16 protein-coding genes are annotated in these 19,865 nt (G+C 66.3%); 11 read left to right on the top strand and 5 right to left on the bottom strand.

Translation table 11 applies throughout. The features are described from left to right. The first annotated feature begins 378 nt into the window (after positions 1 to 378). The 3 genes from mpl (at position 379) to GGR71_RS04020 (ending at position 3,183) form a co-directional block, all read left to right on the top strand. Positions 379 to 1,818, top strand: a complete 1,440-nt coding sequence (gene mpl / locus GGR71_RS04030) for a UDP-N-acetylmuramate:L-alanyl-gamma-D-glutamyl-meso-diaminopimelate ligase (RefSeq protein ID WP_160962139.1) — start codon at positions 379 to 381, stop codon at positions 1,816 to 1,818. 28 nt (positions 1,819 to 1,846) lie between these two features. Continuing rightward, positions 1,847 to 2,428 (top strand): LON peptidase substrate-binding domain-containing protein, encoded by a 582-nt coding sequence (locus GGR71_RS04025; RefSeq protein WP_048491782.1) that lies wholly within the window; start codon positions 1,847 to 1,849, stop codon positions 2,426 to 2,428. Positions 2,429 to 2,706: 278 nt separating this feature from the next. Beyond that, entirely contained in the window at positions 2,707 to 3,183 is a 477-nt protein-coding gene (locus GGR71_RS04020) for a protease inhibitor I42 family protein (RefSeq protein ID WP_160962141.1), read from the top strand. Positions 3,184 to 3,273: 90 nt separating this feature from the next. Here the strand turns inward: GGR71_RS04020 and GGR71_RS04015 are convergent, their stop codons facing one another. Next, positions 3,274 to 5,286: a bifunctional DedA family/phosphatase PAP2 family protein gene (locus GGR71_RS04015; protein WP_160962143.1), complete on the bottom strand. Its 2,013-nt coding sequence runs from the start codon at positions 5,284 to 5,286 to the stop codon at positions 3,274 to 3,276. Between the two features lie 329 nt (positions 5,287 to 5,615). On the opposite strand from GGR71_RS04015, the gene GGR71_RS04010 reads away from it, so the two are divergent. From GGR71_RS04010 to GGR71_RS03990, 5 genes are all read left to right on the top strand, one after another. Further along, positions 5,616 to 6,278, top strand: a complete 663-nt coding sequence (locus tag GGR71_RS04010; RefSeq protein WP_160962145.1) for a serine/threonine-protein kinase — start codon at positions 5,616 to 5,618, stop codon at positions 6,276 to 6,278. Between the two features lie 154 nt (positions 6,279 to 6,432). Beyond that, positions 6,433 to 7,248: an SDR family oxidoreductase gene (locus GGR71_RS04005; protein WP_160962147.1), complete on the top strand. Its 816-nt coding sequence runs from the start codon at positions 6,433 to 6,435 to the stop codon at positions 7,246 to 7,248. A 368-nt stretch (positions 7,249 to 7,616) separates the two neighbouring features. Next, positions 7,617 to 9,818 carry a hypothetical protein gene (locus GGR71_RS04000; protein WP_160962149.1) on the top strand — a complete coding sequence of 734 codons (2,202 nt, stop codon included), beginning with the start codon at positions 7,617 to 7,619 and terminating at the stop codon, positions 9,816 to 9,818. Positions 9,819 to 11,744: 1,926 nt separating this feature from the next. Next, complete coding sequence (locus GGR71_RS03995; protein WP_184451631.1) at positions 11,745 to 12,905, top strand: ROK family transcriptional regulator; 1,161 nt, start codon at positions 11,745 to 11,747, stop codon at positions 12,903 to 12,905. A 117-nt stretch (positions 12,906 to 13,022) separates the two neighbouring features. Further along, the gene (locus tag GGR71_RS03990; protein WP_048491776.1) at positions 13,023 to 13,445 is read left to right on the top strand and encodes a VOC family protein; all 423 of its coding nucleotides are present in this window, start codon (positions 13,023 to 13,025) and stop codon (positions 13,443 to 13,445) included. A 4-nt stretch (positions 13,446 to 13,449) separates the two neighbouring features. Here GGR71_RS03990 and GGR71_RS03985 read toward each other — a convergent pair whose 3' ends face one another. Further along, the gene (locus tag GGR71_RS03985) at positions 13,450 to 14,319 is read right to left on the bottom strand and encodes an ion transporter (RefSeq protein WP_160962153.1); all 870 of its coding nucleotides are present in this window, start codon (positions 14,317 to 14,319) and stop codon (positions 13,450 to 13,452) included. A gap of 322 nt (positions 14,320 to 14,641) precedes the next feature. Here GGR71_RS03985 and GGR71_RS03980 point away from each other — a divergent pair, with 322 nt between their 5' ends. After that, positions 14,642 to 15,874: an acetylornithine transaminase gene (locus tag GGR71_RS03980; RefSeq protein ID WP_160962155.1), complete on the top strand. Its 1,233-nt coding sequence runs from the start codon at positions 14,642 to 14,644 to the stop codon at positions 15,872 to 15,874. Positions 15,875 to 15,883: 9 nt separating this feature from the next. On the opposite strand, the gene GGR71_RS03975 is transcribed toward GGR71_RS03980, so the two are convergent. Continuing rightward, positions 15,884 to 16,510, bottom strand: coding sequence for an HAD-IA family hydrolase (locus GGR71_RS03975; protein WP_456362576.1), 627 nt, complete (start codon positions 16,508 to 16,510; stop codon positions 15,884 to 15,886). A 251-nt stretch (positions 16,511 to 16,761) separates the two neighbouring features. On the opposite strand from GGR71_RS03975, the gene azu reads away from it, so the two are divergent. Beyond that, the gene (gene azu, locus GGR71_RS03970; RefSeq protein ID WP_184451693.1) at positions 16,762 to 17,193 is read left to right on the top strand and encodes an azurin; all 432 of its coding nucleotides are present in this window, start codon (positions 16,762 to 16,764) and stop codon (positions 17,191 to 17,193) included. Positions 17,194 to 17,266: 73 nt separating this feature from the next. Here the strand turns inward: azu and hemL are convergent, their stop codons facing one another. Both hemL and thiE read right to left on the bottom strand, forming a co-directional pair. Further along, a complete protein-coding gene (gene hemL, locus GGR71_RS03965) occupies positions 17,267 to 18,559 on the bottom strand; it encodes a glutamate-1-semialdehyde 2,1-aminomutase (protein ID WP_160962159.1) in 1,293 nt (430 codons plus the stop codon). Positions 18,560 to 18,796: 237 nt separating this feature from the next. Then, the gene (gene thiE, locus GGR71_RS03960) at positions 18,797 to 19,420 is read right to left on the bottom strand and encodes a thiamine phosphate synthase (RefSeq protein WP_160962161.1); all 624 of its coding nucleotides are present in this window, start codon (positions 19,418 to 19,420) and stop codon (positions 18,797 to 18,799) included. A gap of 72 nt (positions 19,421 to 19,492) precedes the next feature. Between thiE and GGR71_RS03955 the strand changes: the two genes are divergently transcribed. Further along, the gene (locus tag GGR71_RS03955) at positions 19,493 to 19,684 is read left to right on the top strand and encodes a rubredoxin (RefSeq protein WP_160962163.1); all 192 of its coding nucleotides are present in this window, start codon (positions 19,493 to 19,495) and stop codon (positions 19,682 to 19,684) included. The last annotated feature ends 181 nt before the right edge of the window (positions 19,685 to 19,865 follow it).

Raw genomic sequence — 19,865 nt, 5'->3', positions numbered from 1 at the left:
ATGACGGTAAAGACGTGTCCCGCTGAGCTGCAGCACAGCGAGCCCTATCCATGGGCGCGCGTCCCGCATGCCCTTGAGAGCCGGGATCAGGAAAAGAAGGTGCCAGCGAGCGGGCTTGCTCAGGGCCCCACGACATGAGCTCCCTTGGGGATGGTCTCTTGGGGAGTAGAACCACAGGGTGTCGAGGCTGGCCCGTTCATTTTCGGCGGCCACTCCCGACTTGCCTATCGGGAACTTTCCCCAGCCCGTGTGGGGGATTCCCTACTTGACTGCGCAGTGGCGAGACGTCTCCGACTCCACCCCATGCGGTGTCTGCCAGGCCCAGCGGCCATGACGCCGCCGGTTTGCGTGCGCCGGGGGATCGGCGACAATCCGGCCATGAGCAAGATCCATATTCTCGGCATCGCCGGTACGTTCATGGGCGGTGTCGCCGCGCTGGCGCGCGAACTCGGCCATGCGGTCGAGGGCAGCGACCAGGCGATCTACCCGCCGATGTCCACACAGCTGGAGCGCCTGGGCATCGCGCTGAAGCAGGGGTACCTGCCCGAGCACATCGCCGCGGACTGCGACCAGGTGATCGTCGGCAACGCGCTGTCGCGCGGCAATGCCGCGGTCGAGGCGGTGCTCGACGCCGGGCGCGCCTACACCTCCGGCGCGCAGTGGCTGAGCGAGCAGGTGCTGCCGGGGCGCGACACCCTGGCGGTGGCCGGCACCCACGGCAAGACCACCACCACCAGCATCCTGACATGGCTGCTGCAGGCCGCCGGGCGCGAGCCTGGCTTCCTGATCGGCGGGGTGGCCGAGGATTTCGGCGTGTCCGCTCGGCTGGGGGCGGCGGCGGCCGAACCCTCATCCGGCGCTGCGCGCCACCTTCTCCCGGAGGGAGAAGGACATCAGGAGCCGGCCCTAGCGGGCCGGCCGCTGTTTGTGGTCGAGGCCGACGAGTACGACACCGCGTTCTTCGACAAGCGCAGCAAGTTCGTGCACTACCGGCCGCTGGTGGCGATCCTCAACAACCTCGAGTACGACCACGCCGACATCTTCCCCGATGTCGCCGCGATCCAGCGCCAGTTCCACCATCTGGTGCGGACCGTGCCGCGCCGCGGCCGGCTGATCGTCAACGGCGAGGATGCGCACCTGCGCGAGGTGCTGGCGATGGGCTGCTGGACGCCGGTGGAGCGCTTCGGCTTCGATCCGGCCTTCGAATGGAGTGCACGCCTGCTTGCCGCCGACGGCAGCCGCTTCGTGGTGCTGCACCAGGGCCGCGAACTGGGCGAGGTGGAATGGCCGCTGCTCGGCCGCCACAACGTGATGAACGCGCTGGCCGCGCTGGCGGCGGCGCATGCGGTGGGCGTGGCGCCGGCGCAGGTGATGCCGGCGCTGGCGCGCTTCCGCAGCGTCAAGCGGCGCCTGGAAGTGCTCGGCCAGGCGCAGGGCATCACCGTCTACGACGACTTCGCCCACCATCCCACCGCCATCCGCACCACGCTCGAAGGCCTGCGCGCCAAGGTCGGTGCGGCGCGCATCGTGGTGGCGATGGAGCCGCGCAGCAATTCGATGCGGCTGGGCGCGCATGCGCAGGCGCTGGCACCGTCGCTGGAGGCCGCCGACGCGGTGGTCTTCCTGCAGCGGCCGGAACTGGCCTGGGATGCGGGCAAGGTGATCGCTGCGGTGCGCGGCGATGCCTGTGCGGCGGCCGACGTCGACGCCCTGCTGGCGGCGCTGCAGGCGCAGGCGCGCGCTGGCGACCATGTGGTGTTCATGTCCAACGGCGGCTTCGATGGCGCACCCCGCCGCTTCCTGGCGGCGCTGCAATGAGGTTGGCCGCGCACGGCGGAGCCGGCGCGTGAGCGCGCAGCGGACCACGCTGCCGCTGTTCCCGCTGCACGCGGTGCTGCTGCCCGGCGCCTCGATCAAGCTGCGGGTGTTCGAGCGCCGCTATCTGGACTTGGTCCGCGAATGCGGGCGCACCGACAGCGGCTTCGGCGTCTGCCTGATCCTCGACGGCAGCGAGACCGGCGCCCCGGCGGTGCCGGCGGCGTTTGGCACGGAGGCGCGCATCGTCGATTTCGATGTCGGCGCCGATGGCGTGCTGGTGCTGAGCCTGCGCGGCGCGCGGCGCTTCCACGTGCTGCGCAGCCGGGTCCGCGACAACGGCCTGGTGGTCGGCGACGTGGAATGGCGCGAGGCCGATGGCGACGACGAACTGCGTCCGCAGCATGCGCTCCTGGCGACCGTGCTCGACAGCATCCTCGACCAGGCCGCCGCGGTGTATCCGCTGGCCGGTCCGCGCCAGCTCGACCAGGCCGCCTGGGTCGGCTGGCGCATGGCCGAATTGCTGCCGCTGGACGAACGCCAGCGCCTGTCGCTGCTGCAGGAAGACGACCCGCACGCGCGGCTGGACCAGCTGCTGGCCTGGATTCCCTGATCGAGGCAGGCGAGGGCGGTGTCGCCGTCCTGGTCTGACGTAGAGCACCGCGGCCACTATCCGTGCGGCGCTGCGCCATCATCCGCCACGATCGCCGCGCGCTGTTCTCGGTTGGTCACGCCCCAGGCGGCCCACGCGCGTGCCGCAGACGGCATTCAGCGCGCCGCTAGCAGGCGCAGGCCACGCTTGGCAGTGATCGGCGGCCACGCCCGGCCGCCGGCAACGGCATCCCGCCACGGCGGCCTGACGTCCTATCCACGCATGATCGAGGACTTCGTATGAGGCGTTCCTTCCTGCTGTTGTTGCTGTCCGCCGGCGGCTGTCTGAGCCTGCCTGCCATCGCCGCCGAGACGGCACCCGCGCCCGCTGCCGCAGCCAGTCAGGCCGACTGCCCGCGCGGCTCCATCGCCCTGGTCACCGGCAATGCCGACCAAGTGTCGCCCAAGACCTGCCTGGCGCCGTCGATGAAGCCGTTCGCCCTGCAGCGCGGGCAACTGTTCGCGATCACCCTCTCGGAGAACGGGTCGACCGGCAGCGCCTGGGCCTTGCGCAGCCTGCCCGCGCCGCTGTCGCTGCTCGACATCGAGCATGCACCCGGCACGGACTGCGCAACGGGCCGAATGGGCTGCCCGAGCAATGTCACCTACACCTTCAAGGCCACCGATCACGGCAGCGGCACGATCGATCTCGTCTACTCCCGGCATTGGGAGGATCGCGCCACCGACTCGCGTTCGATCCGGGTCGAGGTGAAATAAGCGACATCGCATCGCTACCCGCCGGTGCCTGCATGAACGCTACGTCGGCGCAGCGCTGATCGGTCCGAAGCGAAGGCGGGCCGCCGCCGCTCAGGGCGACGGCGGTGCGTCGCCGTCGCTGCGCACCAGCAGCACCGGGATCTCGCTGCGGCGGTGCATGTCCTTGCGCGTGGGCAGCGCGTGCAGCGCCTCGGTCACCGCGTTGAGCGCAGGATCGGCACCGCGCAGCGGCCGCCACAGCCCGATCAGGTTGAAGTGGCGTTCGTAGCGCAGGCTCTGCGCACTGCCCAGCCACAGCGGCACGTTGCCCGGCTGCAGGCGCGCCGGCGCCGGCCACAGGCGCAGCGCGTACAGCTCGTCCGGATTCGGGCCGGGGCGCAGCATCAGCAGCGATTCCACCCGCGTGTCCAGCGTCGCCGGCAGCACCGGCACCTGCGCGGGCTTGGCCTTGTAGTCGAGCAACTGCAGCGCCTGCTGCCACCCGGCCTGCGGCTGCACCCGCCAGCCAGCCGCTTCGAGCTGGCGCTGCAGCGGCGCCAGCGGCCCGGCCACCTGGATGTCCAGCGGCCAGCGCTGGTCGTCGTCGAACTCGTTGCGCCGCGACGGCAATTGCCGCCAGTCGCGCTGCCACCAAGCCGCGTCGGCCAGTTGCGTCACCTGCGGCGGCGGCGGTTCGAACTTCGCCAGCTTGCGTTCCAGCTGGCGCGGCGCGTACCACAGCGCGGCGATCGCGAAGCCGCCGTAGAACAGCCAGGCCAGCGGCTTCATCCAGAAGCCGCGGTTGAAGCGGCGGCGGTAGGCGATGCCCAGCACCAGCAGCCAGAAGATGCCGAACAGCATGCCGCCGACCACGTCGCTGAGCCAGTGCGCGCCCAGGTACAGGCGGGCGAAGCCGATCAGGGTCACCACCGCGCCGGACAGCAGGTACGGCCACACCCGCGAGCGCCCCGGCAGTTCGCGCGCGATCAGCACCGCGAAGAAACCGAAGCTGATGGTGGCCATGGTCACCGCCACCGAGGGGAAGCCGAAACCGCTGCTGGCCGCCGGCGGGCGCACCACGTGCACGGTGGCGCCGAGCAGCTTGGTCAGGGCCAGGCCGAACGCCAGCGCCGCCAGCCAGTGCGCCGCGGCCATCCAGCGCCGACGCCAGGCCAGGTAGAGCAGTCCCAGCGCGGTCGGCGGCACCAGCACCTGCCAGTTGCCGAGCGAGGCCAGGGCGGTCATCGGGTAGTCGGCCAGCGGGTTGCGCAAGGCCAGCATCAGGTCGTGCACGGCCAGGTCCAGGCGCAGCGGCTCGCCGTGCGCGACCACCACCATCAACAGCGCGAACCAGCCCCAGCCCAGCGCCAGCAGCATCACCGCCAGCATCGCCAGCGGTACCGACTCGCGCCGCTGCGGGTCGAACACCGCGATCGAATAGCGGCCCAGCACCGGATGCCGGCGCGACCAGTCCAGCGCCCGCGCCAGCAATGCGTCCATGTGCCCGGCCGACCAGCGGTAGCCGTACAGCACGATCGCCCACACCAGGCCCAGCGCCAGCGCCAGCAGGCCCAGCACCAGGAACAGGCGCCCGGCGACCGCGGCCACCGCGTCGTAGGCCTGGCCCAGCAGCCAGCCCGGCCCCAGGAACAGCAGCGACCAGGTCACCGCGGCCACGCTGCTGGGCAGCAGATAGCGCCGCAGCGGCATCTTCATCATGCCCGCCACCGCCGGCACGAACGGACGGATGGCGCCGACGTAGCGTGCCACCAGGATGCTCTTGAACGCGTTGCGCCGGAACATCGCTTCGCCGCGGTCGAGCAACTGCGGATAGCGCTTGAACGGCCAGTAGTTGCGCAGCTGATGGCCCCAGCGGTAGCCGACCCAGTAGCTGAGCGCATCGCCGATCAGGGCGCCGAGCGCGGCGCTGACCACCGCGTACGGGCCGGAGATCTGGCCCAGGCCGATCAGCACGCCGATCGCGAACAGCAAGGGCAGCGCCGGCACCAGGGTACCGAGGATGATGACCGCATCGCAGAACGCGATGGCGAAGATGACCGCGCCGGCCAGGATGGGGTGTGCTGCGATCCACTCCAGCGTGGCATCGGTCCATGAGGCATTCATCGGGCAAGTATAGAGGGAGCGTGATGACGGTCCGTTAGCGCCGGGGTGCCGTGTCGGGCGACCGGCCTTGCGCAACCGGGCTGCCGGGCAGGCCTGGTCCGCCGTCGGCACCTCGTGGTCGCCGTCCCGCGCCGGTCATGTCGGCGCCGCCGCGCCGAGGCCTGTGCGTGGCGCCGCCGCTTTCCAGGGCGGTAGCCGATCCGCCGGCGCAGCCTGCCGTGGCGCCTGGCACGACGCCCAGGTGGCTCGCACCGGACCAGGTGCCTGCCTGGAGGTGCGGGCGACCGCGCAGACCCGTCAAACCGCGTCGCACCCTCTACACTGGCCGGATGCCTGCCGCCGCTCCCCGCACCGTCCAGATCCTCAAGGCCGACAGCTTCGGCCGCATCCTGCTGCTGGGCGAGGGCGACGCGCGCTTCGTGCGCCGCGACCTCACCGCCTCGCCGTGGTGGCTGCGGCTGCCGGCGTGGTGGCTGGCACGGCGCGAGGCGCTCGCCTTGCGGCAGCTGGACGGCATGCCGGCGACGCCGCAGCTGCGCGGCTGGGACGGCACCTTCCTGGACCGCAGCTACCTGGACGGCGCAGCCATGTACCAGCGGCCGCCGCGCGGCGACCTGGCCTATTTCCGCGCCGCGCGACGCCTGCTGCAGCAGGTGCATCGGCGCGGCGTGGCGCACAACGACCTGGCCAAGGAAGCGAACTGGCTGGTGCTGGCGGACGGCAGCCCGGCGCTGATCGATTTCCAGCTCGCCGTGCGCGGCGCACCACGCTCGCGCTGGATGCGCCTGCTGGCGCGCGAAGACCTTCGCCATCTGCTCAAGCACAAGCGCATGTACTGTGCGCACGCGCTGACCCCGGTCGAGCGGCGCCTGCTCAAGCGCCACTCCTGGGTGCGCGAACTCTGGTTCGCCAGCGGCAAGCCGGTGTACCGCTTCGTCACCCGTCGCCTGCTCAAGTGGGAAGACAACGAGGGGCAGGGGCCGAAGCCCTGAAGAGCCGGGAGTGGGGATTCGGGATTGGGGATTCGTAAAAGCGGGCGGCGGGTGTCTGACGCTGTCATGGCGGGGACGGCAAGGCGCTAAGCTTTGGCGAATCCCCAATCCCCAATCCCCAATCCCCAATCCCGAATCCCGAATCCCCAATCCCGTGACTCTAAAAGGTAAAACCCTCCTCATCACCGGTGCCTCGCGCGGCATCGGGCTGGCGATCGCGCTGCGTGCGGCGCGCGATGGGGCCAACGTGGCGATCGCGGCGAAGTCGGCGGTGCCCAATCCCAAGTTGCCCGGCACCATCCACAGTGCGGCGGCGGCGGTGGAGGCTGCCGGTGGGCGCGCGTTGGCGCTGAAGTGCGACATCCGCGAAGAGGAGCAGGTGCGTGCGGCGGTGGCGGCGACGGTGGAGGCCTTCGGCGGCATCGACATCCTGGTCAACAACGCCAGTGCGATCTGGCTGCGCGGCGCGCTGGAGACGCCGATGAAGCGTTTCGACCTGATGCAGCAGGTCAACGCGCGCGGCAGCTTCCTGTGCGCGCAGGCCTGCCTGCCGCATCTGCTGCGTAGCGCCAATCCGCACATCCTGACCCTGGCGCCGCCGCCGTCGCTGGATCCCAAGTGGTGGGCGCCGCATACCGGCTACACCCTGGCCAAGATGGGCATGAGCTTCGTCACCCTGGGCCTGGCCGGCGAGTTCGGCCCGCAGGGCGTCGCCGTCAATGCGCTGTGGCCGCGCACGCTGATCGCCACCGAGGCGCTGAACATGATCCCCGGGGTCGATGCCGGCAACGGCCGCCGCCCGGAGATCATGGCCGACGCCGCGCACGCCGTGCTGACCCGGCCGGCCGCCGGCTTTCATGGCCAGTTCCTGATCGACGACGCGGTGCTGGCGGAGGCCGGCGTGCACGATCTGTCCGGTTATGCGCTGGATCCGTCGCAGCCATTGCTGCCGGACCTGTTCCTGGACTGAGTATGACTGGCTGTTGCCAAAGCGGTGACGTCCTAGATGTTCCAGCGCACGGTGGTAAGGCAAGGTTGAACTGAGACTTTGAGCTAAGAGGTACCGTGATTAGCTCAGATCGTAGTTGCTTGACAACGGCGTGCTCAGTTGAAGGCGCTTCTTCACTGAGAACGAAGCATTGATACCAGAGTTGCCGGTACAGATTAAGCCTCTCTAAGTGAAAAGGCGGAATCTAATCTAGGAGCCTGATCGGCCGCTCTTAAATAGCATAGTCTAGGTGGAAGTGCGCGGCCTGCGGAGAAGTCCTGCTGGTAGTGGACAGGATAAGTGTGGAATATAGAGTATCGTGGACGTTGACGAAACTTGGAAGGCTGGGCGTGCTGGAACTATTGGATGAAAATATCTTGAGTGCCTACAAAAGAGGTCCGTTGCTAAATGTGCGGTTAGAATATTTTGTCTTGGCATCAGATGGCGAGGGCGAATATACCCCTTTTCAGGGCTTCGGCAGTGGTATTGCACAACCCATGTTTTCGCTTCTTGTAGAGTTGATGGCTGTTTTGCCAGTCTCGCCGCAGGAAATCTTTTGTGAAATAAAAGATATCCATGAGTTCCGAGGTGAATTTAGAATTAAAAGGGCATCCATTATAAGCCCTAATGGATTTTTGAAGCTTCAGGCATCCCTTGACTGGTCACGCCGCATACCCATTGTTATTGGAATGGCTAAGGAAATCGCCCTAGTCAATGCTAGCTGCGTTCACCCGAACGTAATATTGGTGACCAACGATAAAACAAAGGGGGCGGTTTGTCTTGCGGGCTATCATGGTCATCCAGCTCAAGTTCTCGATGTGGCTATCAGGGACAAGCTAGTGAGCACTTCCTCAGATAATTTAAGGGACACTATTTTGTCTCTTCCTCTTAGGAAAAAGTTTCCTGACGGTACAGAGCATTCCCGGGTCTCAGGTGTAACTATTCCTAACGAAGCCCTATGCGTATCTTTAGGCTATTCCTACAGCGGAGCTAAGCCAATCTCGGCAGGTGATGCGGATCCATATGTAAGCGCAATAATTTCATCGGTCCAGCGCGCTAGAAGCTTGATTGGAGAGTCGTCTACAAACGTCGTCCTGTTTGCGCCATCGATTCACCGGCAGTTTTACTCATTCGATAGTCATTTTTGGAATGGTATAATCAGATCCATAAAAAGTCGTAAAGCCAGGGTATTTTTGAAGGATGGTGTATTTCGCAATAAAGCCTATTCAGGCTATTCCGTTCACATTGAAAACAAGAGTGAGATAGAGGATATATTTAAGGACCCAGCAGTGTCGAGCCTGCTGGCCATTCGCCAAATTGAGCTGCGCCTTGTTGCAAGTGCTATAGCTGCTTTGGCCGCCAACGGCTTACAGCCGGCCATTAGACTGCCAAATTCTATAAACTTCTGTGCATCTTCGCTCCGTGAAGTAGAACGTCATGCGATGAAGGACGATGCGAGGGCGCGGCGGCTTTTGCAGCGGAGTTACATTAATTTGGAATCTGATTTAACACGGAGTATAAGTCCTAGAATTCTTGAGGAAATTCGCTCGCATTCTGAAGCAATCACAGTTGTATCTGACGTTCCGGTTGAGTGGATTCGGATAGATGGAATACCTCTCATGATTCGACATGAGACTTCTCGTATCGGCATGACACCTGGCAACCTAATGTTGCAGCAATGTATAAACTCGGGCATGTCAATTATTGGGGCAGAGCAGCTAGAAGAAGTGCTAGTGCTGCGATCCTTCGCGCACAACGATCCAATAAAGTTCTCCTTGGAAACGGCGATTAAAAGTTTTGAACTTGAGCGTCTAAAGGTCAAGTTTGTGGATGTTGATGATCGTGCGTCTCTTATTTGCGAACTGAAGCAATATGATGGGATGCTGGTGATTTTTGACTGTCACGGCGATCATGGCGGTGGCGACAGTCATGGATGGTTAACGATCGGCAATGAGAGGGTTGATCCTTGGGATCTTGCTGGTGAAACGCGCATACCACCTATTGTGATTCTGAGCGCCTGCTCCACATTCGCACTAGCCGGATCACATGCATCAGTGTCGAATGGCCTCATCCGATCTGGTGCTATAACAGTCTTGGGAACTTTTCTTCCTGTAAATGCAGCTCTATCGGCAATATTTGTTGCGCGTCTTCTTTACAGAATTGAGGCCTTTTTGCCTGCGCTAAAGGCACTGGGAATGAATATAGTGACATGGCGCACCTTGGTTAGTACTTTCTTCCGGATGTCTTATGCAAGTGATTTGCTGCATTTCTTTATCTATGATAAAAAATGGATAGATATAAGTAAGCATGAAGAATTGGGCGTGCAAGCTAACAGTGAAATTAACCAAATGGAGCCGCGGTGGCATGAGTTCTTCTTAAATAGATTAGCCGATGCTTCTGGGAGAAATACTTCGGATATCAAAGAGGTTGTCGAAAAAGAGTGCCCGCTACAGGAAACTATGTACTATTGCCAAGTTGGGCGCCCTGAAGCCATTGGGATCTACTTGGATGGTGTTGATGAGCTTAAAAGGATAAATGATATGCACGTTTGACGTGCACGCTCCATGGAAAATGGGCTAAATGACCTATATTTAGAGGGCGCACTGATGAGAAAAGTGGAAAGTAAACATTCGAAACGACCTCGCCAAGGGATGTGTCGCGAAAAGGCGCGGGGGAATTAGAACGATTCTAAGCGGTCTGGCGATGCACGGCACGCGACGCGGACGGGTGCCATGCCTTGCGAAGCGTAGATCGTGTGCGATCTTGGCAGTATGTGGCAGCATATATGCCTGACCGAGCGGTGAGGCTCGTGCTCACGCTACTGATAGGATATTTGGTCTTGATCGGTGTTTGCAATTACTGTTAAAAAGTCGAGTGTTCTGCCTAGCCAGCGAGTCACACGAGGGTGCGCATCGATCCTGCAAAACAAGCGCGCCCATCAAATCCGGACGTCGTCGCCACGAGTCCTCAAGGTAGTATCGCAGCTTGCGGCGGTACAACAGCCGCAAGCAACCCACGTCGATGCGGCCGATTCTCAGTGCCTGCGGCGTACACGCTGCACTCAACGACATCCTGTGAAGGCTTCCACGCCAACGTCTCCACGCCCGTTCGACCACATCGGCATCGCCGTAGCAGGGCGCTAACATACTCAGGCCGCTCCAAAGCATGCCGACGTAGAGCAACCGCCACCAGCGCTCCGCGAGCGCCTCACGGTGCCGATAAGCCTCGGCAATGACAGCTTGGATCGCAGATCGGTCATTGCTGGTCAGCAACTGGATGATGTAATGATCAACGCCGTCAACTGGGTCTAAAGCCCACCGTCGGGTGAGCGCTAGGGCAACGAAATCCATTCTCGTATGTGATGTCGGGAATCGCGCCTTGCTCATGTCCTGCGCGGTATCCGATAGCGACACTAAGGCAGATTCGACTATGAACGTGATAGGCGCTTTAGCCTGGGCGTTCTGGGCCAGCCAAACCGGGGCGAGTGCCATGAGAGTGGCAGCGATCGCGCGTTCAAATCGCTGTTGTATCCAAGGCTCATTGTGCGGTGGAAGTGCAAGCGATTCATACAGCGTACTCGCATCTTCATTACCAATGGAAACCGTGTTATCAAACCACTGTTGGCACTGACGTGGGATCGTCAATTGGATGCGCGAAGGCGCGTGCGCATGTTGGCAGGCTTGATTTCGTCCACGAGCAGGCAGGGTGCGGTGAACTCCCAGTTTCCCCGGCCGTCCGGTCGATAGTTCGTGGAATCGAGGAGCGCGGCGGTGATCCGCCGTTCCAGCGAGGCCTTCTCATCGCCGGGTGGTAACCAATGTGCGGTCCAAAAGCGTAAATGATTAGCCAAAGCAGCAACGGGATTTGGGTATGCGGTGCAGTCGAGACATCCGTTCGGTTAGTTTGTCGAATCTTCTGCGTTTAACTAGGGTGTCTCATATGACGGTAGATAGAAGCTTGGGGCGACCGAGTTGATGCAAGTCCGAAGACGCGGCCCGATAACAATGGCAAAGTGAGCTCTTTGCGGCGAACGGGTGGCCGTTCCGCTGCCTAGCGGGATTGACCCGTGCGAGTTATGTGCTCCGCCATCCGTCGGGACCTTTGCTGTGGACTTAGCGGCTATGACCAAGCGACATGCGCGAAATACCTGCCATTTTGGGGCGACAGCATCGAAAGTCGCATCTTCCCGCTACATTGATCCTCGTTAGCTATCCGAACTTTTTCAAGCTATTGATTTATAAGGAGATAAGTTCTCGGTTTGTGTCGAACCCTACACTGAGGCCCGGCGTTGCCGGATGACCGGACCGCGATGCGGCTGCGCGCCGCGGGCAACGACGACATGGATCGGACGATCGCGCGCGCTGCATGCGCGCGGCGGCGCGGTGCGAAAACGCTCTGTTCCATCCGATCGCGGTTGGTGCCGCAATGACGGCGCGCGGCGCGGCTATGCTGCCGGGGTCTTCATGCCAGCACCGCCCATGCCCGCTCCAGTCGCCGTCGCCTTGCCGCGTCTTCCCGAGTCCCGCCACGCCGTCCATGCCGATCTCAGCGACAACGAGCGGCACATGCTCGATCGCCTGCGCCTGGCCGGCACGGCCACGCGCGCCGACCTCAGCCGCAGCACCGGGCTGACCGTGCAGTCGGCGGTGCGCCTGGTCGACGCGCTGGCCGAGCGCGGCCTGGTCGCGTTCGGCGCCTCGCTGGCGCACGCGGGCCGCGGCAAACCGGGTGCGGGCATCGCGCTCAATCCGGGCTACGGCCACACCGTCGGCTATGCGATCGCGACCGATGCGCTGTCGCTGGCGCTGCTGGATTTCAGCGGGCAGATCCGCGCCACCGCCGAGCATGCGCTGCGCTCGACCGAACCGGCCGCACTGCTGGCGCAACTGCGCGAGGCCGACGCCACGCTGACGGCCGCGGCGGGTGCCGGGCTCGGTCCGCGCCTGGGCGCCGGCGTGGCGATGACCGGCTTCTTCGTCGAGGACGGCGTGCACATGAACCCGCCCGAGCCGCTGCGCGCGCTCGGCGAACTGTCGATCGGCGACTGGCTGGCCGAGGCATTGGGGCTGCCGGTGTGGGTGGACAACGACGGCACGGTGGCGGCGGCGGGCGAGAGCCTGCTCGGCATCGGCCGCCAGTACCGCGATTTCGCCTATCTGCACTTCAACTACGGCCTGGGCGGCGGCGTGGTGATCGACGGCACCTGCCTGCGCGGCGCGCACGGCAACGCCGGCGAGTTCGCCGGCATGCTGCCGCAGCAGGGCCTGGAGCGCGGCACGCTGGAACTGTTGCGGCAACTGCTGGCCGAGGACGGCATCGCGCTGCCCGACATCCGCGCGCTGCTGGCGGCCTACGATCCGGCGTGGCCGGCGATCGAGCGCTGGATCGCGCGGGTGGCGCCCGGCCTGTCGCTGATCGTGTCGGCGATCGTGGCGATCTTCGATCCGCAGGCGGTGGTGTTCGGCGGGCGCATGCCGCGCGAGCTGGCCACGCGGCTCATTCCGCACGTACGCATCGACAACCAGCCGCGCCGCGGCCAGGCGCGGCCGTTGCCGCTGCTGCTGCCGGCCGCCGCCACCGCCGATGCCAGCGCGGTGGGCGCGGCGGCGCTGCCGTTGAAGGCCTGCTATTTCCGCTGAGCCGGTCCGGCCACGGCGTCGCCATGCCTGCACGCCGCCGGCGCTACCCTATGCGCCCTTTCCGCGCGCCACCGCGGCACGGCGCGCGTCCCATCCCCCACCCTCGGAGCTGTCACGATGAAATACCTGCACGCCATGATCCGCGTCCACGACCTGGAGAAGACCAGCGCGTTCTTCACCGAAGGCCTGGGCCTGCACGAAACCCGTCGCATCGAGAACGAAGCCGGCAAGTTCACCCTGGTGTACTTCGGCGCCCCGGAGAACCCGGAAGCCGAGGTCGAGCTGACCTACAACTGGGGTTCGGACGAGGATTACGGCAGCGCCCGCAACTTCGGCCACCTGGCCTTCGAGGTCGACGACATCTATGCGCTGTGCGCGCACCTGCAGTCGCTCGGCGTGACCATCAACCGTCCGCCGCGCGACGGGCGCATGGCCTTCGTGCGCAGCCCCGACCTGATCTCGATCGAACTGCTGCAGAAGGGCGAAGCGCTGGCCCCGGCCGAGCCATGGGCGTCGATGCCCAACACCGGCGTCTGGTGAGGACTCAGGGCGCGGTCTCGGGCAACGCCTGGCCGCAGCCCCGGCAATAGCCGGCGTTGCGGTCGTGGCCGTGTAGGCCGCAGCGTGCGCAGGTGCGTCGATCCGGCGCTCGGCTGCGGTCGGCGTCGCGCAGGCTGTTGGCCAGTTCGGCGGTGTAGATGCCGGTGGGCACGGCGATGATGCTGTAGCCGATCAGGATCAGCACCGAGGTGATGGCGCGCCCCAGCGGCGTGAGCGGGGCGATGTCGCCGAAGCCGACCGTGGCCATCGTCACCACCGCCCAGTACATCGCGGTGGGGATGCTGGTGAAGCCGTTGGCCGGGCCTTCGACCACGTACATCAACGCGCCGAAGATCACCACCAGGGTGATCACCGTGAACAGGAACACGAACACCTTGCGCCGGCTGCGCCACAAGGCGTCCACCAGCAGGCTGCTTTCCTCAACGTAGCGGGTCAGCTTGAGGATGCGGAACAGCCGCAGCACCCGCAGCACGCGCACCACCAGCAGCGTCTGCGCGCCGGGCAGCAGAAACGAGATGTAGGTGGGCAGGATCGACAACAGGTCGATCACGCCCCAGAAGCTCAGCGCGTAACGCAGCGGCCGCTTCACCGTGGCCAGGCGCAATGCGTACTCGGCGGTGAACAACGCAGTGAAACCCCATTCGAGCACGTACAGGGTGCCTGCGTGGCGGGTATGCAGCGCCGGCACGCTGTCGGCCAGGATCACCGCGACGCTGGCCAGGATCGCCGCGACCAGCAACAGGTCGAAGTTGCGCGAAGGCTTGGTGTCGTGCCGGTAGATGATGTCGAACCAGCGGCGCCGCCAGCCGTGTTCGGTCGCCGGGGCGAGCTGGGAATCGAGGAAAAATCGCATGCGCCCATGCTACCCGAGCCGCATGGCGGTCGCGGGCCCACCCGGCGCGGCAGGCGGCGCCCTGATCGGATGCGACGCAACTGCTCAAGAAGCCCCTGTGGGAGGGGCGTCAGCCCCGACGCCGTAGCGCTGAAGCGTCGGGACTGAAGTCCCTCCCACAGGTCGAGCAACGGCGTGGTGAGGTTGCTGCGGCACGCGCGCGGGCGGCGGCGGTGTGGCACAGCAGCTGGCCGCCTCGTCGGTCCAGGCGGCGGTCGGCAGTCCCGGCCGTGCGCTGCCGGCGGTCTTATAATCGAATGCTCTCCCGCAGGATGTTTCCCCGATGACCGCTTCCTCCGCCGCGGACCTGATCGCCCTCGGTCAACGCTATGCCCTGCCGATCTACCGTCCGCGCCAACTGGTGCTGGAGCGCGGCCAGGGCGCGCGGGTGTGGGACAGCGAGGGACGCGACTACATCGACCTGTCCGCCGGCATCGCCGTGTGCGGGCTCGGCCACAACGATCCGGACCTGCAGGCGGCGCTGCTCGAACAGGCCGGCAAGCTGTGGCACACCAGCAACGTGTTCTACAGCGAGCCGCCGCTGCGCCTGGTCGAGGAACTGGTGGTGGCCTCGCGCTTCGCCGACAAGGCGTACCTGTGCAATTCCGGCGCCGAGGCCAACGAGGCGGCGATCAAGCTGGTGCGCAAGTGGGCCAGCGCCCAGGGCCGTCCGCCGCAGCAGCGGGTGATCGTCACCTTCCGCGGCAGTTTCCATGGCCGCACCCTGGCCGCGGTGACCGCCACCGCGCAGCCCAAGTACCAGGAAGGCTACGAGCCGCTGCCCGGCGGTTTCCGTTACGTCGACTTCAACGACATCGTGCAGTTGGAAACGGCCATGGCCGGCGGCGACGTGGCCGCCGTGATGCTGGAGCCGGTGCAGGGCGAGGGCGGAGTGATGCCGGCGGCGCCGGGCTTCCTGTCGCAGGTACGGGCGCTGTGCGATCACCACGGCGCGCTGCTGGTGCTGGACGAGATCCAGTGCGGCATGGGCCGCACCGGCACGTTGTTCGCGCACTGGCAGGATCAGGTGAAGCCGGACATCGTGACCCTGGCCAAGGCGCTGGGCGGCGGCTTCCCGATCGGCGCGCTGCTGGCCGGGCCCAAGGTCGCCGAGACCATGCAGTTCGGCGCGCACGGCACCACCTTCGGCGGCAACCCGCTGGCCGCGGCGGTGGCGCGGGTGGCGCTGCGCAAGCTGTCCTCGACCGCGATCGCCGCCAACGTGTCGCGGCAGTCCGCGGCGCTGCGCAAGGGCCTGGCGGCGCTCAACGACGAATTCGCACTGTTCGCGCAGGTCCGCGGCCGCGGCCTGATGCTGGGCGCGGTGCTGGCGCCGGCGCATGCCGGCCAGGCCGGTGCGATCCTCGACCACGCCGCCGCGCACGGCCTGCTGACCCTGCAGGCCGGCCCGGACGTGCTGCGCTTCGTGCCGGCGCTCAACCTCACCGATGCCGAACTGAGCGAAGGCCTTGCGCGCTTGCGCCGCGCGCTGCGCGCCTACCTCGCCGCGCGCTGAAACAGCGGTTCACCGCAGCCCGTGCCGCGCCAGCGCGCGGCGCAGGGCGCGCGCGCCGCTGGCGGTTTCCGCGGCCATGCCGATCGCGCGGGCGCCGCGCACGTTGACGAACAGGTCGTCGATGAACAGCGCGTGCCGCGGCGCGACATCGAAGTGGGCCAGCGCCCGCCGGTACACCGCGGCATCCGGCTTGCGCCCGCCCAGGCGGCCGCTGCACAGCACGCGCCCGTGCAGTAGCGGAAACAGCGCCGGCACGATCTGCGGCATCGCCTGCGCCATCAGCGCGCCGTTGTTGGTCAGCACGCCGATGGCCACGCGCTCGGCCAGTGCCAGCACCTGCGCGACCACGCCCGCATCGGCGCGGCTGGCTGCGACGCGTGCGGCGATCCACGCGGCCGTGTCGACCGGGGCGCCCAGGCCTGCGCTCAGTTGCTGCAGGTAGGTGGCGGTATCCAGTTCGCCGCCGTCGTAGGCGGTCTCCAGCCCGGAACCGAACAGCACTTCGCGCACCTGCGCCGCTTCGCAGCGGCAGTGCGCAGCCAGCGCGGCGAGGCGGGCGGCGCGCGTGTAGTTCGCCAGCACGCCATCGAAGTCGAGCAACAGCAGCGTCGGTCGAGCACGGATCAGTGCAGACATGCGTGGGCCTGCGTGGACGGCGCCGAGTGCAGTTGGCATGGCGCGGGATCGGCGCCGATCGAGCAGCGTCTCGCCGTCATCGCCGCGCGCCTTGGCGCGTGCCGATGATGCAATGCGCCATCGCTTGTCGTTGACAAGCCATTGTGCGCGAGCGGACAGTCGGGACACCCCGCCGCGCGCGCGACCTGGCGCGGCGCAGTGTTGTCTTTCTTGTCGAGGAATCCATCTTGAACACCAAGTTTCCGTCCCTGCTGCTCGTCCTTGCCGGTCTCGCGTTCGCGCCCGCCGCCTGGGCCAAGACCTGCGCGGTGACCATCACCGGCACCGACCAGATGTCCTTCGACCAGAAGGAGATCAAGGTCGCGGCCGACTGCACCGAGGTGGCGGTGACGCTCAAGCACAGCGGCAAGCTCGCCGCCGCGGTGATGGGCCACAACTGGGTGCTGACCAAGACCCCGGATTTCCAGGCGGTGGCCAATGCCGGCACCAGTTCCAGCCTGGCCGACAACTATCTGCCCAAGAACGATCCGCGGATCATCGCCCACACCAAGGTGATCGGCGCGGGGCAGTCGGACACGGTCAAGTTCTCCACCGCCAAGCTGAGCAAGGGCGGCGACTACACGTTCTTCTGCTCGTTCCCGGGGCACTGGGCGGTGATGAAGGGCAAGTTCGTGTTCGGTTGATCCAGCGTGGCGACGCGGCGCCAGCGATCGGTGCCGCGCGTTGTCGTCCTGCCATGGCCGCTGCGCCGGCATCTCAGCCGGCGGCGACCACCGCGAACGCCTCGCGCGCCGCGGCCAGGGTGGCCTCCAGCACGTCCTGGTCGTGCGCACTGGAGACGAAGCCGGCCTCGTAGGCCGAGGGCGCCAGGAACACGCCGCGCGCCAGCATCGCGTGGAAGAAGCGGTTGAACGCGGCAGTGTCGCAGTCGGTGGCCTGCGCATAGGTCTCGACTTTCTCGGTGGTGAAGAACAGCCCGAACATCGCCCCGACCTGGTTGGTGGTGACTGCGACGCCGGCCGCCGCGGCGGCGGCTTCCAGGCCGGCGCACAGCTGCGCGGTGGCCGCGTCCAGGCGCTGGTGGAAGCCCGGAGCCTGGATCAGCTCCAGCATCGCCAGCCCCGCGGCCATCGCCACCGGATTGCCACTGAGCGTGCCGGCCTGATAGATCGGCCCGGACGGGGCCACCTGCCGCATCAGTTCGGCGCGTCCGCCATAGGCGCCCACCGGCATGCCGCCGCCGATGATCTTGCCGAAGGTGGTCAGGTCCGGCACCACGCCGTAGTGCGCCTGCGCGCCGCCCAGGGCGACGCGGAATCCGGTCATCACCTCGTCGAAGATCAGCAGCGCGCCGTGCTGCGTGCACAGGTCGCGCAGGTGCTGCAGATAGCCCGGACGCGGCGGAATGCAGTTGGCGTTGCCGACGACCGGTTCGATGATGACCGCGGCGATCTCGTGGCCGATCCGTTCGAACAGTTCGGTGGCGGCCTCGGCATCGTTGTAGGCCAGGGTGGCGGTGAGTTCGCTCAGGCCGGCCGGCACGCCCGGCGAGGTCGGCACGCCCAGGGTCAGCATGCCGCTGCCGGCCTTGACCAGGAACGAGTCGCCGTGGCCGTGGTAGCAGCCTTCGAACTTGACGATGCGGTTGCGCCCGGTGGCGCCGCGCGCCAGGCGCACCGCCGACAGCGTGGCTTCGGTGCCGGAGTTGACCATGCGCACCATCTCGCAGGACGGCACCAGCCGAGTGATGGTCTGCGCCATCGTCACCTCGGCCGGGCACGGCGCGCCGAACGACAGCCCGTCGCCGATCGCGCGCTGCACCGCCTCGCGCACCGCCGGATGGTTGTGCCCGGCGATCATCGGGCCCCACGAGCCCACGTAGTCGATGTAGCGGTTGTCGTCGACGTCGTACAGGTAGGGGCCATCGGCGCGCTGCACGAAGAACGGCTCGCCGCCCACCGACTTGAAGGCGCGCACCGGCGAATTGACGCCGCCGGGAATCAGCGACTGCGCTTGGGCGAACAGGGCGTGCGAGCGGGAATGGGTCATGAGCGGAAATCCTTGGCGATGCTGGCCAGGCCGACCGGCCGGGCGCGGAGCGAGGCCGTCTATTGTCGCGGCTGCCGCCGGTGTGCGCCATGTTGCCGACCCGTCGCGGCCGGCGCTGCGCGACGTTTGGGTGCATGAGGCTGCGCCCGTACCCTCATCCGCCCCTTCGGGGCACCTTCTCCCGGTGGGAGAAGGGAGAAGCGAAAGTCCCTCTCCCGCCGGGAGAGGGGAGGCGCTTCAGTCGAAACACGCGCGGTACGCCGCCAGCGCCACGCGCGGATCGGGCGCATCGAACACGCCGCTGATCACCGCCAGCAGATCGGCGCCGGCCGCGACCAGCGAGCGGGCGTTGTCCGGCGTAAGGCCGCCGATCGCCACCCGCGGCAGGCCCAGTGTCGCCGCCTTGCGCAACAGCTCGGGCGCGGCGCGGCGCGTGGTGACCTTGCTGCGGGTGGGGAAGAACGCGCCGAAGGCGACGTAGCTGGCGCCGGCCGCCGCGGCGCTGTGGGCCAGCGCGAGGTCGTCGTAGCAGGACGCGCCGATCAGCGCCTGCGGCCCCAATGCGGCGCGGGCCGCGGCCAGGTCGCCATCGTCCTCGCCCAGGTGCACGCCGGCCGCACCCACCGCTTGCGCCAGCGCGACATCGTCGTTGACGATCAGCGGCACCCCGGCCTGCGCGCACAACGCCTGCAGCGCCGCGGCCTGCTGCTGCCGTTGCTCCGCGTCGGCGCGCTTGTTGCGGTACTGCAGCCAGGTCACGCCCTGGTCCAGCAGCGGTGCCACCCGCGCCAGCAGGCGCGCGCCGTCGGCCTCGTCGGGAGTGATCAGGTACACGCCGCGCGGCGCCGGGGATGCGTTCATGGCCAAGCCTTCCGATGCGTCGACGGCGATGGGACAATGCCGTTCCGTCCGACTGTGACCTGCGATTATCCAATGAGCGACGCCACCGCCACCACCTATCGCACCTGGATGTGCGTCGTCTGCGGGTTCATCTACAACGAAGCCGACGGCCTGCCCGAAGAAGGCATTGCCCCCGGCACCCGCTGGGACGACGTGCCCGACACCTGGACTTGCCCGGACTGCGGCGTGACCAAGGACGATTTCGAGATGGTGGAGATGGATTGAAGGCTGGGATTAGGGATTCGGGATTGGGGATTCGCAAAAGCGGCTATCCGCAATGTGCAGACACTACTGAGCGGCTTCAGCCCGGAAGCCCTCAAGAGAAAGCAGCGTTGCTCAGCGACGCGTCAGGCCACGCCGCAGCCGCTCTTGCGAATCCCCAATCCCGAATTCCCAATCCCCGCCG

This window comes from Xanthomonas sp. F1 (assembly GCF_014199855.1).
Note: the sequence above shows the minus strand (reverse complement) of the source record. Positions and strands in the feature narration are given on the sequence as shown.

What these genes read in the sequence shown, in the direction of transcription:
- GGR71_RS04015 (WP_160962143.1), bottom strand. Translation starts at nt 5,286, where the DNA reads ATGAATGCCTCATGGACCGATGCCACGCTGGAGTGGATCGCAGCACAC.
- GGR71_RS03955 (WP_160962163.1), top strand. Translation starts at nt 19,493, where the DNA reads ATGAGCGACGCCACCGCCACCACCTATCGCACCTGGATGTGCGTCGTC.
- thiE (WP_160962161.1), bottom strand. Translation starts at nt 19,420, where the DNA reads ATGAACGCATCCCCGGCGCCGCGCGGCGTGTACCTGATCACTCCCGAC.
- GGR71_RS04020 (WP_160962141.1), top strand. Translation starts at nt 2,707, where the DNA reads ATGAGGCGTTCCTTCCTGCTGTTGTTGCTGTCCGCCGGCGGCTGTCTG.
- GGR71_RS03980 (WP_160962155.1), top strand. Translation starts at nt 14,642, where the DNA reads ATGACCGCTTCCTCCGCCGCGGACCTGATCGCCCTCGGTCAACGCTAT.
- GGR71_RS03995 (WP_184451631.1), top strand. Translation starts at nt 11,745, where the DNA reads ATGCCCGCTCCAGTCGCCGTCGCCTTGCCGCGTCTTCCCGAGTCCCGC.
- GGR71_RS03990 (WP_048491776.1), top strand. Translation starts at nt 13,023, where the DNA reads ATGAAATACCTGCACGCCATGATCCGCGTCCACGACCTGGAGAAGACC.
- GGR71_RS03985 (WP_160962153.1), bottom strand. Translation starts at nt 14,319, where the DNA reads ATGCGATTTTTCCTCGATTCCCAGCTCGCCCCGGCGACCGAACACGGC.
- hemL (WP_160962159.1), bottom strand. Translation starts at nt 18,559, where the DNA reads ATGACCCATTCCCGCTCGCACGCCCTGTTCGCCCAAGCGCAGTCGCTG.
- GGR71_RS03975 (WP_456362576.1), bottom strand. Translation starts at nt 16,510, where the DNA reads ATGTCTGCACTGATCCGTGCTCGACCGACGCTGCTGTTGCTCGACTTC.
- GGR71_RS04010 (WP_160962145.1), top strand. Translation starts at nt 5,616, where the DNA reads ATGCCTGCCGCCGCTCCCCGCACCGTCCAGATCCTCAAGGCCGACAGC.
- mpl (WP_160962139.1), top strand. Translation starts at nt 379, where the DNA reads ATGAGCAAGATCCATATTCTCGGCATCGCCGGTACGTTCATGGGCGGT.